Origin of the sequence: Enterococcus sp. PF1-24 (assembly GCF_029893325.1) — a bacterium.
Classification (GTDB): Bacteria; Bacillota; Bacilli; order Lactobacillales; family Enterococcaceae; genus HY326.
The window spans coordinates 92,025-106,147 of sequence record NZ_JARXWL010000002.1; the positions used below are offsets into that span (position 1 = coordinate 92,025).

The following is a 14,123-nucleotide window of genomic DNA, read 5'->3' on the forward strand; positions in this document are numbered from 1 at the left end:
CTTAAATATCTGGACCCCGTTGCCAATGACTATTTTTTTGATAAAATAGTTGTTCACAGGTTTGATAAAAGGCAGTGATTTCTAGCACTAGCCATTGAAATACTATGCTTTGATAGAACTTGATTTGTTCTATTAAAGGGTAGTATTTTTTTGTAATAGTTAAGGTATTTGTTTGCTGGACAGCTTTTTCCGTAGCGATTTCGGCAAATTTTTGATTGACTAATTCTTCTAAAATAGCTTCTTGTTCTGGCTCTTTACTAACATTAAATAGCGGGGTGGTAATCACTTCAACATATTTGGCACTGTGAATTTTAGTGCAGAGTTGAATACCATTTTTTACAAAGAGCTTTAACTCAATCAATTTATTCATTAAATAGTAAACTTTTTCCGGGGTTAAATTTTGGTCTACTTGATGAATGACGAAAGTTTTCTTACTGCCGTCTTGATTCCAAAAAGTTAAGTGTAATTTTTTCATGATAGTCGGCTCCTTTTTCTAATTTATCTGCTACAATCTATATACGAAAGCTAGCAAGGAAAATGTCACCCTATTTTGAGAAATAATTTTTTTCAACTTTGTTTATATAAATTTTTGTATTTTAAAAATTAATAACGTTTTAGTAAGCTGAATTTATTTTTTGCTTAGCAAGATAGTTGCTTTACAAGGCAATAAGCTCTATAATTTTTTTGAAAGCGATGATTGCTAGAAATGAGGAAATAATTGTGATTTTAGAAAATACAACTGCTACAGAAACTTTTGCTAAAAAAATTGGTGAAGTCGCTGAAGCTGGTGATAATTTAGTTTTAACAGGTGATTTAGGGGCAGGCAAAACAACTTTAACTAAAGGCATTGCTTTAGGTTTAGGAATCCAACAGATGATTAAAAGTCCGACGTATACGATTATTCGTGAGTATGAAGGGGGCAGACTGCCGCTTTATCATATGGATGTTTATCGGGTGGCAGAAGCTGGCGATGAATTAGGCTTAGATGAATATTTTGAAGGTGATGGCTTATCAGTAATTGAGTGGGGCAATTTACTAGCTGATGCGCTACCAAGAGACTATCTAGAACTAATTTTAACTAAAAATCCTGATAATCTTGAAGAACGCCAAGTGACTTTAACGGCTTATGGGGAAAAAAGCCAAGCCTTTAAAGAAAGGGTGTTAGCAAGCATTGTTAACTAGAAACGAGTTGAAAAAATGAGTGAAGATTTAGATATTACGATTCGCGAAGTGCTTCCTGATGATGCGGCGGCATTATTAGCAGTCAGTCAGCAGTTAGGCAAGGAAACGGACTTTTTGATTATGGATGAAGCCGGTATGGATTTGTTGGTGGCTGATTTAGCTTTGCAATTAGAACTGTTATACCATAGCGAAAATAATTTATTATTGGCAGCTTGGTTGGGAGATGAGATGATTGCCACGGCTTCAGTGCGGGGCGATGATGCGGAACGCTTGCAGCATATTGGTGAAGTGGGCATTAGCGTTTTAAAAGAATATTGGGGCTTAGGTTTAGGGCATCTTTTATTGGAAGAATTAATTGCTTGGGCGCAAGAGAGCCAACTGATTTATCGCCTAGAGTTAACCGTGCAAGTGCGAAATCAGCGAGCGGTGGCTTTATATCAACATTTAGGTTTTGCAATTGAAGGTACGCTTGCTCGTGGTGCTCGCAGTAGTGATGGGGAATTTTTAGATGTTTATTTAATGAGTAAATTAATTAATTGATTGATTATAAAATGCAGGTAATCGCTTTTATTCAGCAAAAGCGATTACCTGCATTCAATTTTTTATGATTGATAACGAACGAGTTTCTTTAAAGGGGCTGTTCCGAAATGAGCTTCTTGATAAAGTAAAATGTTGGCACAAGCGCGACTGTCTTCTAAAGCATCATGATGATTCTCTAAAGTAATCCCTAAAGCCGCTGAAACTGTATTAAGTTTATGATTTCTCATTTCCGGAAATAATTTCCGACTTGTTTCAACGGTACAAAGAGATAAATATTCAGGTCGCGACAAACGATAATAATCTAAACAACCTGCTAAAATTCCGGTATCAAAACCAGCGTTATGGGCGACAATTAAGCGATTTTCTTGATAGTATTGCTTGATTTGTTGCCAAACTTCCGGAAACTCTGGTGCATCAGCAACATCTTCAGGCTGAATGCCGTGAATTTGAATGTTGCGATAAAAGAAAGGTGTCTCGGGTTTAATTAATGTATAATATTCTCCGACAATTTGACTGTTTTGAACCATGACTAACGCTAACGAACAAGCACTGTGTTTTTCATGATTAGCTGTTTCAAAGTCCATTGCGATAAAGTTCATGAAGACAATCCTTTCAAGTTATTTAAAAATCAAGAGTAACTTCCACTGGGCAGTGATCGCTACCTAAAATTTCTGTATGAATTTTAGCATCCGTTAATTTTGGTTGTAAATCATCAGAAACTAGGAAATAATCAATGCGCCAGCCTGCATTATTTTTGCGGGCGTTAAAGCGATAACTCCACCAAGAATAAACGCCTTCTGTTTCAGGATAAAAATAGCGGAAAGTATCAGTAAAGCCACTTTGTAATAAAGTGCTGAATTTTTCACGTTCTTCAGGAGTGAAGCCGGCATTTTTTTGATTGGTTTTCCAATTTTTCAAATCAATATTTTGATGAGCAACATTTAAATCTCCACAAATAATCACGGGTTTTTTCGCTTTTAAATCAAGTAAATAATTTTTAAAAGCATCTTCCCAAGTCATACGATAATCTAAGCGTTTCAATTCGTTTTGAGAATTTGGTGTATAGCAAGTGACGATGAAAAATTCTGGATACTCTAATGTAATCACACGGCCTTCTTGATCGTGTTCGGGAATACTGATGCCATAAGTTGCGGCTAAGGCAGGTTCTTTAGCAAAAATTGCCGTGCCAGAGTAGCCTTTTTTCTCTGCATAATTCCAATATTGCGTATAACCAGCTAATTCTAAATCAATTTGGCCAGCTTGCAGTTTTGTTTCTTGTAAACAGAAAAAATCTGCATCTAGCTCTTGAAAAGCTTCCATAAAGTTTTTTTGAACAATCGCGCGTAAGCCATTAACATTCCAAGAAATAAATTTCATTTATCATTCAACCTCCAGTAATCAGTTACTTCTCCTAAATGATAATTCATTCTTGCCAAAAAAGGAAGTGTTTGCGAAATTTCGCCTTTTTACATTCTTTAATGAAGGAAGTTTCTTTTTGTGGTAGAATAATGGCAATTGAAAAATTAATACGCTGAAATGAGTAAGGAGCTTTTTATCCATGAATCAAGAAAAAATCACTCAAGCTTTACCTGAATTGAAATTACTATTTAATGAACCTTTAAAAAATTATACCTTCACCAAAACAGGTGGACCAGCTGATATTTTAGCTTTTCCTAAAAATCGTCAAGAAGTCGAAGCCTTATTAAATTTTTGTCGAACAAAAAATTTACCATGGTTAGTTTTAGGCAATGCTAGCAATTTAATCGTGCGAGATGGCGGCATTCGTGGCGTGGTCGTGATGCTTGCGGAAATGAATCAGGTAAGTGTGTCAGGCACAACTGTGATTGCTGAAGCGGGTGCTAAGTTGATTGACACGACTTATGTAGCTTTGGAGCATCAATTAACAGGCATGGAATTTGCTTGCGGGATTCCTGGTAGTATTGGCGGGGCGGTCTTTATGAACGCCGGCGCTTATGATGGTGAAATTAAAGATGTTTTCGCTAGCGTGACGATTATTAATGGTAATGGCGAAATTGAAACTTTGACGAAAGCGGAAATGGATTTTAGTTATCGTCATAGTAAATTGCAAGATAAAGCGGCAATTATTTTAGAAGCTCGTTTTGATTTAAGTCATGGGGATGAAGCAACGATTAAAGCGCGCATGGCTGAATTAACTGCTTTACGGGAAGAAAAACAACCGCTAGAGTATCCTTCTTGCGGCAGTGTTTTTAAACGTCCAGTCGGTTATTTTACTGGCAAATTGATTCAAGATGCTGGTTTGCAAGGTTTAAAATGGGGCGGTGCACAAATTTCTGAAAAGCACGCTGGGTTTATCGTTAACATCAATCAAGCAACAGCCACTGATTATGTAGAGTTAATTGCTCACATTCAACAAGTAATTAAAGAAAAATTTGCGGTTGATTTAGAAACAGAAGTCCGCATCATTGGGGAAGAAGCATAATTTTTACTAATAGCTGATAAAAAAATCATTAAGCCTTTTAATTGGGCTTAATGATTTTTTGTAGTTATAGATTATAATTTTGGTCTGTTTTAATAATTCTAAATAGTACCATACAGATGGCGGAAGCAGTGATACCAGCTACGATTGCTTCAGGAATACCGTTGCCGAAAATAATTCCGATTACGAAATAGTATAAAGCCGCGCCAGCTTTGCCATTCATTTCAGCATAAGGTTCTTTAAATAAGAAATAAATCAGATTCATGACTAATAAAGTATTGGTCATTGAACCTAAAATACCAGCAATAAACAATGAAATAGATTTTTGTTTTTCTTTCAAAAGTTTGTTTAAACATTTGTAAACAAAGTAAGGAACCACCCCGATTAAAATTCGGGGGACTAAAGTTACAATTAAAGCTTTCCAACTTCCAGTATCAGTGCCATAAACAGGGATGAAAGGTGAAAAAGCAAAAGATAGCGGCACTGGCATAACAGTATTTCTAATCATACTAGTTAATCCAAAGACGCCACCTAAAAATCCACCAATTTTTGGCCCTAAAACAATGGAAGCTACAATTACCGGAATATGCATGGTGGTTGCATTAATCACCCCTAAATTGATGTAGCCTAAAGGAGTTGTTGCTAATAAAATTAATAATGCTAAAAATAACGCAGTTAGCGTGTAAGTTCGTGTATTTTTCATTTCTATTTAAAAACCTTTCCTAATCATTTTTTGTCTGCCAAGATTTTTTGACAGTAATCAACAATCGTTTCAACGGTAGCAAGTGCACCTCTACCATAATCACCACAAGCCAATAAAGCTTCCCGCGGTTCGATTTCTTGGTAACCTAACTCCTTTAAGGTAGCCAGATTTCTTTGCACCACTGGATTTTGATACATATAAGTATTCATAGCTGGTGCAATGACTTTTGGTACATCGGTTTGTAAAGGTAAAGCAACGGTTGATAATAAATCATCACCAGTGCCATTTGCTATTTTACCAATAATATTTGCAGAAGCAGGGGCGATTAAAAATAAATCGGCACGCTTCGCTAATTCAATATGATTGATTAAAGCCACATCTGGTTCGTCCATAACATCCGTATGAACATGACGTTTTGCTAAGGACTGTAAAGTTAAAGGTGTGATAAATTCTTGTGCGCTTTTCGTCATCACGACATCAACTTGATAACCTAATTTTGTAAGTTCGTTGGTAATATCAGCAGCTTTATAAGCACTAATGCTACCAGAAACCCCTAAAAGAATTGTTTTCAAAAGACTCACCTCATTATTTTTCTAATTGTTGTAAAATTAAATCCGCAATTTCAGCTTTTGTGTGGGCTTCTTGCATTTCACCATTTTTTGCTAGCAAATAGCCATGGTGCTTTTCACCCGCAATTTCAGTTAAATCATTAGCTAAAACAAAATCAGCTTGATTTTTAATTAAGGCTGCTTCAGCAACACTTAACAATTCTTCCTTAGAAACATCCACTAATAATTTGAAACCAACTAATAAAGTTTCAGGCTGCAATTTTTTAATTTGCTGAATGACTTTAGGTGTTTTTTTCAAAGTTATAATTAAACGTTCTGTATCAGAAGAAATTTTGCTAGCTTGTTGTGTTTTCGCTGTTAAATGATTGAAGAAAGTTTTTAAATCAGCTGCTGTTAAAGCTGGTTTTTTTGCTAAAAAGGCAGTGATTAGTTCTTCTTCAGAAAAAGCTGTTTCGGTAGTAAAGTCGCTAACGGCCATACTGTGAATAACCATATCATAAGTATTTTTTTCAAGCAAATGATTTAAAGTTGCCGATAAGTCTGCCGTTGACTGAATCAGATATAAGTGTAAACGTGAGTTTTCAGTTGGTTTTAAGGCTGATTTAGTTGTAACATAGTCAACTTCAAGCTTTTCGTTTTGTAAAGCGACTTTTGCTAAAGCCACCCCTAAACTGCCGGTTGAGTGATTGGTAATCGCCCGTACTTGGTCAATTGCTTCTGAAGTGCCACCAGCTGTAATTAAAATCCGCATTTTATTTTCCACCAATCTTAACGATACTACGACCTTCATGGGTGCCAGTTAATAAACTATCAAAAACTATTGGTAATTCATTAAAGCCAACTTCATTAACTTTTAAGTTTTCAGTAACATTTAAATCAGTTGCTAAACGATGCCAAATCGCTTTTCTTTTATTCATTGGTGTGTTGACAGAATCAATTCCTAATAAATTAACCCCTCGCAAAATAAAAGGCAAAACAGTCGTTTGCAATTGAATCCCACTAGCGTTGCCACAAAGAGCCATGCTACCACCATATTGCAAGCTAGGAATTAAAGCTTCAGCTAATTTGCCACCAACAGTATCTATCGCAAAATCATATTCTTGTTTTGCTAAAGCTTTTAATTTTTCTGGAATTAGGGCTTCAGGAGTTACGATTTCCGCAGCACCTAAAGCGGTTAACCAAGAGTGGGCGCTGCTTTTACGAGTAACGGCTGTCAAATTTTGATAGCCTAATTTATGCAGCATCGCTAAAGCCATACTACCTACGCCACCGCTAGCACCAGTAATCACTATACGACTGTCAGTAGTTAAACCGGCTTCTTCTATGGCTGCTACCGCCAAAGCTGCGGTAAAACCAGCAGTTCCTAAAACCATAGCAGCTTTTAAAGATAAGCCAGCTGGCAAAGGCACAATCCATTCAGCTGGTATCCGTTGAATTTCGCTGTAGCCACCAGGATGAGTAACCCCAAAGCCATAGCTAGTCACAATGACTTCATCGCCAACTTGGAAATTTGGATGCTGACTGTCAATGACCGTTCCGCTAGCATCAATCCCGGGCGTCATGGGATAATTACGAATTACTCCACCTTTTTCAATAGAAGCTAAGGCATCTTTAAAATTGACGCCAGAATATGCAATCTGAATGGTCACATCACCATCAGGTAAATCATTATTAGTTAAGCTTTTATATGTTCTTTGAAATTGATTTTCATTAGTAACCATCAAGGCTTGAAATGAAGACATTTTAACACTTCCTTTTTTTTATTATTCATTTTAACACAAAGCATCTAATAACAACATTTTTTCGATTAAAAAATTGCTGAGTAAATAACAAGTTATTCTTTTGATAAAGTAAAGCTATTTATACAAATTGATTAGCTTTCATTTTCCCTTATAAAAAATAAGAATTACGTAAAAAAAGCTTGTTTTTTTTATAAAAATTTGTATACTAAATGAGGGTGAAAATAAACTTCGTGTTTAGTATAAGTAAACAAAACGACAATTTTTTATTTTTTACGATAATAACTTAAAAAGAGGGAGCATAACTTTTATGGAAATTGGTGAAAAGCTACGCAATTTGCGAGTTCAAAAAAACTTAACGCAAGAAGAATTAGGCGAGCGAACAGATTTAACTAAAGGTTATATTTCCCAATTAGAACGGGATTTAAGCTCGCCTTCAATGGAAACTTTTTTTAATATTTTAGAAGTCCTCGGTAGCACACCTGAAGAATTTTTCAGGCAGGAGACTTATGGTCAAAAAGTCCATTACACAAAAGATGATGCGACTGAATATATAGATGAAGAAAACGGCTTTAAACTCAATTGGTTAATTCCCGAATCCAATGAAAAAGAGATGGAGCCTGTTGTGGTAACTTTTCAAGAAGCTGGAGAGTATAAAACTTTTGAGCCTTCTTTATCCGAAACCTTTGTTTACGTTTTGCAAGGAGCTGTTGGTTTACGTTTAGGAGAAACCGTCTATCGTGCCAAAAAAGGCGAATCTCTCTATTATCAAGCAACGGAACCCCACCAATTATTTAATCGTAGCAAAGGCACGAGTCGCTTAATTGTAGTAGCGACAGAATCTTATTTATAAAAATAAAAATGAATCAATACGAGGAAGGTGAAGATTTTGGCAAATACGATTATTGCTTTTAAAGATATTGTAAAAAGCTATGAAGATGAGCAAGTTTTGAAAAAGGTTAATTTTGAGATTGAAGAAGGAAAATTTTATACTTTATTAGGTCCTTCAGGTTGTGGGAAAACCACGATTTTGCGCATTATTGCGGGATTTGCTGAAGCGACTTCTGGAGATGTGCTTTTTGCAGGGAAACGCATCAATGATATTCCTGCCAATAAAAGACCGGTCAATACAGTTTTCCAAGACTATGCTTTATTTCCTCATATGAATGTATTTGATAATGTCGCTTTTGGTTTGAAAATAAAAAAAATACCTAAAAATGAAATCACGCAAAAAGTAAATAATGCCTTAAAAATGGTGCAGTTGGCTGGCTATGAAAATCGTGAAATTTCTGAAATGTCAGGTGGCCAAAGACAGCGGGTGGCGATTGCTCGAGCGATTGTCAACGAACCGAAAGTTTTGCTGTTAGATGAACCTTTGTCAGCGTTGGATTTAAAATTACGGACAGATATGCAATATGAATTGCGGGATTTACAGCAGCGTTTAGGCATCACCTTTATTTTTGTGACTCACGACCAAGAAGAAGCTTTAGCTATGAGTGATGAAATTTTCGTTATGAACAAAGGAGAAATCGTTCAAAGTGGCACGCCGGTTGATATTTATGATGAGCCAATCAACCATTTTGTCGCTGATTTTGTTGGGGAAAGTAATATCGTAAACGGTGTGATGCGAGCCGATAATTTAGTAGAATTTGTCGGCAAAGAATTTGAATGTGTGGACGGTGGCATGCGGAAAAATGAGCCAGTGGAAATTGTTTTACGTCCTGAAGATTTATCAGTTACTACTGTGGATAAAGGCAAATTGGTCGTTGAAGTGGATACGCAATTATTCCGTGGCGTTCATTATGAAATCATTTGTTATGACGAGCAAGGCAACGAATGGATGGTTCACTCTACCCGCAAAGCGAAAGAAGGCAGTAAAGTTGGTTTGTTTTTTGAACCAGAAGATATTCATGTGATGCGCTTTAACGAGTCAGAAGAAGATTTCGATGCTCGTTTAGAAAGCTACGAGGAATAAGCCCATGAGAAATATTCGCCGGATTTATTCGCTTCCTTATTATTTATGGTTGCTATTGTTTGTCATTGCACCCGTTTTAATGATTGTTTATCAATCTTTCTTTGATATGAACGGCCATTTTACTTTGGCGAACTATGCTACTTATTTTACTTCCAAAACTTATTTAACTATGACTTTAAATTCTGTTTGGTATGCTTTTTTAATTACTTTGTTTACTTTATTGATTAGTTATCCCACCGCTTATTTTTTAACAAAATTAAAGCATAAACAACTTTGGTTAATGCTTGTCATTTTACCTACATGGGTGAACTTATTGTTGAAAGCTTATGCTTTTATTGGAATTTTTAGTGCTCATGGCACAATTAATGAGTTTTTGAGTTTTATTGGTATTGGTAAGCAGCAAATTCTCTTTACTGATTTTAGTTTTTTATTTGTGGCAGCTTATATTGAATTGCCATTTATGATTATGCCAATTTTTAATGCCTTGGAAGAAATGAATCCTTCATTAATTAGTGCAAGTCGTGATTTAGGGGCGAACAACATGGAAACTTTTCGCCGCGTGATTTTTCCGCTGTCATTAAATGGTGTAAAAAGTGGCGTTCAAGCCGTCTTTATTCCATCGCTATCACTCTTTATGTTAACCCGTTTAATTGGTGGTAATCGCGTAATTACGTTAGGAACAGCGATTGAGGAACATTTCTTAGTGACCCAAAACTGGGGCATGGGTTCAACTATCGGCGTTATCCTGATTATCGCTATGTTTGTGGTGATGATTGCCACCGGAGAAAAGAAAAAAGGAGGGCGGGCATCATGACGAAAAAATTTCGTTGGTCTAATGTTTATTTGGTAGTTATTTTTGCTTTATTATATGCCCCCATTTTCTATTTGATTTTTTATTCCTTTAACGAGGGCGGTAGCATGACAACTTTTACCGGTTTCACTTGGGATAATTATCAAGCGGTAATTGAAGACAGTCGTCTGATAATTATTGTTTTAAACACTTTTATGTTGGCTTTTTTATCGGCTTTAATCGCTACGATTATCGGCACTTTTGGTGCGATGGGGATTTATTATATGAAAAAAAGACGAAGCCGCAATTTGTTGTTAAGCTTTAATAATATTTTGTTGGTTTCACCAGATGTCATTATCGGGGCAAGTTTCTTAATTTTCTTTACTTTTATCGGCTCAATCGTGGGTGGTTTCCGCTTAGGTTTTTTCAGTGTTTTACTTTCTCACATTGCCTTTAGTATTCCGATTGTGGTTTTGATGGTTTTACCGAAGTTAAAAGAAATGAATGATTCTATGGTAGATGCTGCTCGCGATTTAGGCGCTAGCAATTTGCAAGTGATTCAACGGATTATTTTGCCGTTTTTGACACCTGGTGTGATTGCCGGCTATTTTATGGCTTTTACTTATTCTTTAGATGATTTTGCGGTTACTTTTTTCGTAACCGGCAACGGCTTTTCAACTTTGGCAGTTGAAATTTATTCTCGTGCTCGCCAAGGAATTAGCTTAGAGATTAACGCTTTAAGTGCGTTAGTCTTCCTATTTTCAATGATTTTAGTGATTGGTTACTATTTTATTAGCCAAGATAATACTTCGAAAAAAGCACGTAAAAAACGCCAAGAAGCGCAGGAGGTGGCACAACTGCGATGAAAAAAGTCTATTCTTTAATCGGCGGTATTGTAGTGATTATCGCTATCTTACTGGTGTCTGTCCGCCACTTAGAAAAATCTAGTGGCGTAGCAGGTGCTGATATTGTAACGATTTATAACTGGGGAGACTACATTGACCCCAATTTAATTAAAAAATTTGAATCCGAAACTGGCTATAAAGTAAATTACGAAACTTTTGATTCCAACGAAGCGATGTTTACTAAGATTCAGCAAGGCGGTACAGCCTATGATATCGCCATTCCTAGCGAATATATGATTCAAAAAATGATGAAAGAAAACTTGCTACTAGCGATTGATCATAAAAAAATTGTCGGCTTAGAAAATATCGACCAACGCTTTTTAGATTTATCTTTTGATCCAGACAACCAATTTTCCATTCCTTATTTCTGGGGAACTGTCGGAATTACCTATAATGACAAAATGGTTGAAGGTACCCGAATTCAGCATTGGGATGATTTATGGCAACCAAGCTTGAAAAATAATTTAATGTTGATTGACGGTGCCAGAGAAGTTATGGGCTTTGGTTTACAAAGTCTAGGCTATTCTTTAAATAGTAAAAACAATCAAGAATTATCAGCGGCTGCTGAAAAATTAAACACTTTAACTGGCAATATTAAAGCGATTGTTGCCGATGAAATCAAAATGTATATGATTAACGAAGAAAGTGCTGTAGCGGTAACTTTTTCAGGGGAAGCCGCTGAAATGTTGTGGGAAAATGAAAACTTACACTATGTTATCCCTGAAGAAGGCTCAAATCTGTGGTTTGATAATATTGTTATCCCGAAAACTGCGAAAAATATTGAGGGTGCCTACGCTTTTATTAATTTTATGTTGGAACCAGAAAACGCGGCTCAAAATGCAGAATATATTGGCTATGCAACCCCAAATAAAGAAGCTGTGGCTTTGTTACCAGCGGAAATTTCTGGCGATGAGCAATTTTATCCTAGCGATGAAATTATTAGCCATTTAGAAGTTTACGAAGACTTAGGTAGTGAATATTTAGGGATTTATAATGATTTATTTTTGGAGTTTAAGATGTATCGGAAATAGCAGATAAAAAGGACTTATAAACGTTGTTAAATCAATGAATGTAAGTCCTTTTTCTTGTGATTGAATGCCATATTGAATGCCATTTGCTAAAAATTAACATATTTTGCAAACTGATTTGCTATTTTTTCTTCACGATCTTTAGATACACCTATATAGACAGCGTAGGTAGTTTGAATGTCTGAATGGCCTAAACGTTCTTGAACATCTTTTATTTCTGCTCCGGCTTCAAATAGTAAACTTGCATGAGTCTTTCTTAGATCATGAAGCTTTATTTTTCTGATGCCATATTTATCACTAAGATACTTCAATGAGTTTGAACCATAGGTGAGATATAAGAAATCAACTCCAGTTTTGCCGGTAGAATTTGTAAAAATTAAATTCAATGAGTTTTTTCTGCCAAGATAGAATAAACTTTCTCTTTGTTTCAATCGCCATTTTTTTAAGATGGCCAATGTGGTTTCATCAAGACTAATAGTCCGATTTGAGCTTCGGGTCTTTGGAGATTGGATTGTAAACTCATTACGTACCAGTACTAAGTTTTTATCAACTGTAATACGCTTTTTCTCAAAGTCAATATCAGACCAAGTTAAAGCACTTAGTTCGCCACGTCGTAACCCGGCAAAAGCTGCAATTCTAAAGAAAGCGAGCATTTTTAAATTGTTTTCTTTTTTTATACAATCAAAGAATTGCTGCAGTTCTTCTTTGGAATAGAAGTCTACTTTCTTTTGTTGTAGTCCGTTTTTCTTAGGCATAATGACACGCTGCATAGGATTGCTTTTAATAATGCCATTATTGATTGCGTAATTAAAGACTTGTGAAGCATAAGATTTTATTTGCTGATATGCTACAACTTTCTTGAACCATTCATTAACAGCTTTCTGACAAATATAAGTATTGATCGCTTCAATCTTTAAGTCGCCCAGTAGTGGCAATATCTGATTTTTAAATCGTTTCTCAATGTTTTCCGCCGTGGTAGGTTTAACCGTATTTTGATGTTGTTCTAACCACATTTGGTAGACTGTTTCAAAAGTGTAGTTTTTATTTTTACCATACTCGCCGTTTTCGAAGTTCACTTGCAGACGTGATAAAGCAAGTTGGGCTTCTTTTTTTGTTTTAAAGTTTCTTCTAGTGGTCTTTATTGGTTTTCCATTAATTGGATCAATACCAAGATATGCTTGAAATTGCCATGCCTTAGTACCATCTTTCTTTTCGTATTGCTTGAATGTTGCCATGTTGTTTTCCTCCCAGTACCTAACGTGGGGCGTTTATGTAGTGGGGGGGGTAGTATTATTTTAATGATAAGTCGTTAGGGATTTGTTGCAAGTCTCTTCTAGCTTGAATTAGAACGGCCATAGCCTTTTCATAAGCAATAACGTTTAAATCATCGTAAATTATATCTTCATTTTTTAGGGTAGCTGGTCTGATTCTTGTGTTACCTTCACCTAATAAATTTTCTAGTTTTTGTTGATCTTCATATCTGTCTTTTAAGCAGGAGTGAAGATTAATGACCTCGTATGCAATATGATTAATTATTCCTCGGTCAGTATTACCGCGTCCATCTAGATTGTTAACTGCTTGACCAATTAGATTTTGTAAATTGTCGGAATCACCTATAACATGGCGAGCGTCTTTCATTCGAGCAATTTCTTTTTTTATTGTATCAACTTTGAACCCTGTAGCGTCTTCCCATAAACCCCAACCGTCGGGGTCATTTGTTTCTCCAGTCAAATATTCCGGTGGCACTTGAAGCAAGTAGGCGATTGTCTCTAAAGTATCTTTATCTGGTGTGCGTGTGCCGTTTTCATAATAGCTAACAGCTTGTTGAGTGATGGATAATTGGTCAGCTAGTTCTTTTTGACTAATTTTTTTACGTTTCCGAGCTGATTTTATTCGGTTCAAACTTATCTCCTCCTTATTTTTAAATTTATTTTAGCAGAATTCCAAAAAAAGTACAACAACGTTGTTGATTGATACAACGGTGTTGTGTTAAAATTCATTTAACAACGGCGTTGTTATTGTAAAAGGAGGAGGTAATGCTATGAAAGCTAATCAAGAAATACGAGACCGCATTTTTTTAAACCGATTGCGAAATTGGGAAGTTGCAGAAAAACTAGATTTGTCTGATAGTCGCTTTTGTGTTTGGTTAAGAACCGAATTAAACGATGAGCGTAAAGCACGAGTTGAAAAGGCGATTGATGAGTTACTGGCGGAACGAATGAAAGGGGTGTAAG

At 35.9% G+C, this 14,123-nt stretch carries 18 protein-coding genes; 9 read left to right on the plus strand and 9 right to left on the minus strand.

Translation table 11 applies throughout. From position 1 onward, the window contains the following. Position 1 precedes the first annotated feature (1 nt). Positions 2–475: a DUF2922 domain-containing protein gene (locus M2139_RS01415; protein ID WP_280736995.1), complete on the minus strand. Its 474-nt coding sequence runs from the start codon at positions 473–475 to the stop codon at positions 2–4. Positions 476–693: 218 nt separating this feature from the next. Between M2139_RS01415 and tsaE the strand changes: the two genes are divergently transcribed. Together tsaE and M2139_RS01425 are read left to right on the plus strand one after the other, a co-directional pair. Then, positions 694–1,182, plus strand: a complete 489-nt coding sequence (gene tsaE / locus M2139_RS01420) for a tRNA (adenosine(37)-N6)-threonylcarbamoyltransferase complex ATPase subunit type 1 TsaE (protein ID WP_280736994.1) — start codon at positions 694–696, stop codon at positions 1,180–1,182. Between the two features lie 15 nt (positions 1,183–1,197). Beyond that, positions 1,198–1,722: a GNAT family protein gene (locus M2139_RS01425; RefSeq protein ID WP_280736993.1), complete on the plus strand. Its 525-nt coding sequence runs from the start codon at positions 1,198–1,200 to the stop codon at positions 1,720–1,722. A 62-nt stretch (positions 1,723–1,784) separates the two neighbouring features. Here M2139_RS01425 and M2139_RS01430 read toward each other — a convergent pair whose 3' ends face one another. Further along, positions 1,785–2,321 (minus strand): 3'-5' exonuclease, encoded by a 537-nt coding sequence (locus M2139_RS01430; protein WP_280736991.1) that lies wholly within the window; start codon positions 2,319–2,321, stop codon positions 1,785–1,787. Positions 2,322–2,343: 22 nt separating this feature from the next. Further along, complete coding sequence (locus M2139_RS01435) at positions 2,344–3,099, minus strand: exodeoxyribonuclease III (RefSeq protein ID WP_280736990.1); 756 nt, start codon at positions 3,097–3,099, stop codon at positions 2,344–2,346. Positions 3,100–3,280: 181 nt separating this feature from the next. Here M2139_RS01435 and murB point away from each other — a divergent pair, with 181 nt between their 5' ends. Then, positions 3,281–4,183: a UDP-N-acetylmuramate dehydrogenase gene (murB, locus tag M2139_RS01440; RefSeq protein ID WP_280736988.1), complete on the plus strand. Its 903-nt coding sequence runs from the start codon at positions 3,281–3,283 to the stop codon at positions 4,181–4,183. A gap of 64 nt (positions 4,184–4,247) precedes the next feature. Here murB and M2139_RS01445 read toward each other — a convergent pair whose 3' ends face one another. The 4 genes from M2139_RS01445 to M2139_RS01460 are packed head-to-tail and all read right to left on the minus strand — an operon-like array spanning position 4,248 to position 7,194. Further along, positions 4,248–4,883, minus strand: coding sequence for an ECF transporter S component (locus tag M2139_RS01445; RefSeq protein WP_280736987.1), 636 nt, complete (start codon positions 4,881–4,883; stop codon positions 4,248–4,250). 23 nt (positions 4,884–4,906) lie between these two features. Next, complete coding sequence (gene coaC, locus M2139_RS01450; protein WP_280736986.1) at positions 4,907–5,455, minus strand: phosphopantothenoylcysteine decarboxylase; 549 nt, start codon at positions 5,453–5,455, stop codon at positions 4,907–4,909. Between the two features lie 13 nt (positions 5,456–5,468). Then, positions 5,469–6,203: a phosphopantothenate--cysteine ligase gene (locus M2139_RS01455; protein ID WP_280736985.1), complete on the minus strand. Its 735-nt coding sequence runs from the start codon at positions 6,201–6,203 to the stop codon at positions 5,469–5,471. 1 nt (position 6,204) lies between these two features. Next, entirely contained in the window at positions 6,205–7,194 is a 990-nt protein-coding gene (locus M2139_RS01460) for a YhdH/YhfP family quinone oxidoreductase (RefSeq protein WP_280736984.1), read from the minus strand. A gap of 307 nt (positions 7,195–7,501) precedes the next feature. On the opposite strand from M2139_RS01460, the gene M2139_RS01465 reads away from it, so the two are divergent. From M2139_RS01465 to M2139_RS01485, 5 genes are read left to right on the plus strand one after another with little or no spacing between them, the layout of a single operon-like run. Then, entirely contained in the window at positions 7,502–8,044 is a 543-nt protein-coding gene (locus M2139_RS01465) for an XRE family transcriptional regulator (RefSeq protein ID WP_280736983.1), read from the plus strand. Between the two features lie 36 nt (positions 8,045–8,080). Then, a complete protein-coding gene (locus tag M2139_RS01470; RefSeq protein WP_280736982.1) occupies positions 8,081–9,166 on the plus strand; it encodes an ABC transporter ATP-binding protein in 1,086 nt (361 codons plus the stop codon). A gap of 4 nt (positions 9,167–9,170) precedes the next feature. Further along, complete coding sequence (locus tag M2139_RS01475; RefSeq protein ID WP_280736981.1) at positions 9,171–9,980, plus strand: ABC transporter permease; 810 nt, start codon at positions 9,171–9,173, stop codon at positions 9,978–9,980. After that, a complete protein-coding gene (locus M2139_RS01480) occupies positions 9,977–10,822 on the plus strand; it encodes an ABC transporter permease (protein WP_280736980.1) in 846 nt (281 codons plus the stop codon). The genes M2139_RS01475 and M2139_RS01480 overlap by 4 nt, the downstream gene beginning before the upstream one ends. Beyond that, entirely contained in the window at positions 10,819–11,892 is a 1,074-nt protein-coding gene (locus M2139_RS01485) for an ABC transporter substrate-binding protein (protein ID WP_280736979.1), read from the plus strand. Before M2139_RS01480 ends, M2139_RS01485 begins: the two co-directional genes overlap by 4 nt. A gap of 86 nt (positions 11,893–11,978) precedes the next feature. Here M2139_RS01485 and M2139_RS01490 read toward each other — a convergent pair whose 3' ends face one another. Then, a complete protein-coding gene (locus M2139_RS01490) occupies positions 11,979–13,124 on the minus strand; it encodes a site-specific integrase (protein ID WP_280736978.1) in 1,146 nt (381 codons plus the stop codon). Positions 13,125–13,179: 55 nt separating this feature from the next. Next, a complete protein-coding gene (locus M2139_RS01495) occupies positions 13,180–13,791 on the minus strand; it encodes a helix-turn-helix transcriptional regulator (RefSeq protein ID WP_280736977.1) in 612 nt (203 codons plus the stop codon). Between the two features lie 139 nt (positions 13,792–13,930). On the opposite strand from M2139_RS01495, the gene M2139_RS01500 reads away from it, so the two are divergent. After that, the gene (locus tag M2139_RS01500) at positions 13,931–14,122 is read left to right on the plus strand and encodes a hypothetical protein (protein WP_280736976.1); all 192 of its coding nucleotides are present in this window, start codon (positions 13,931–13,933) and stop codon (positions 14,120–14,122) included. Position 14,123 lies beyond the last annotated feature (1 nt).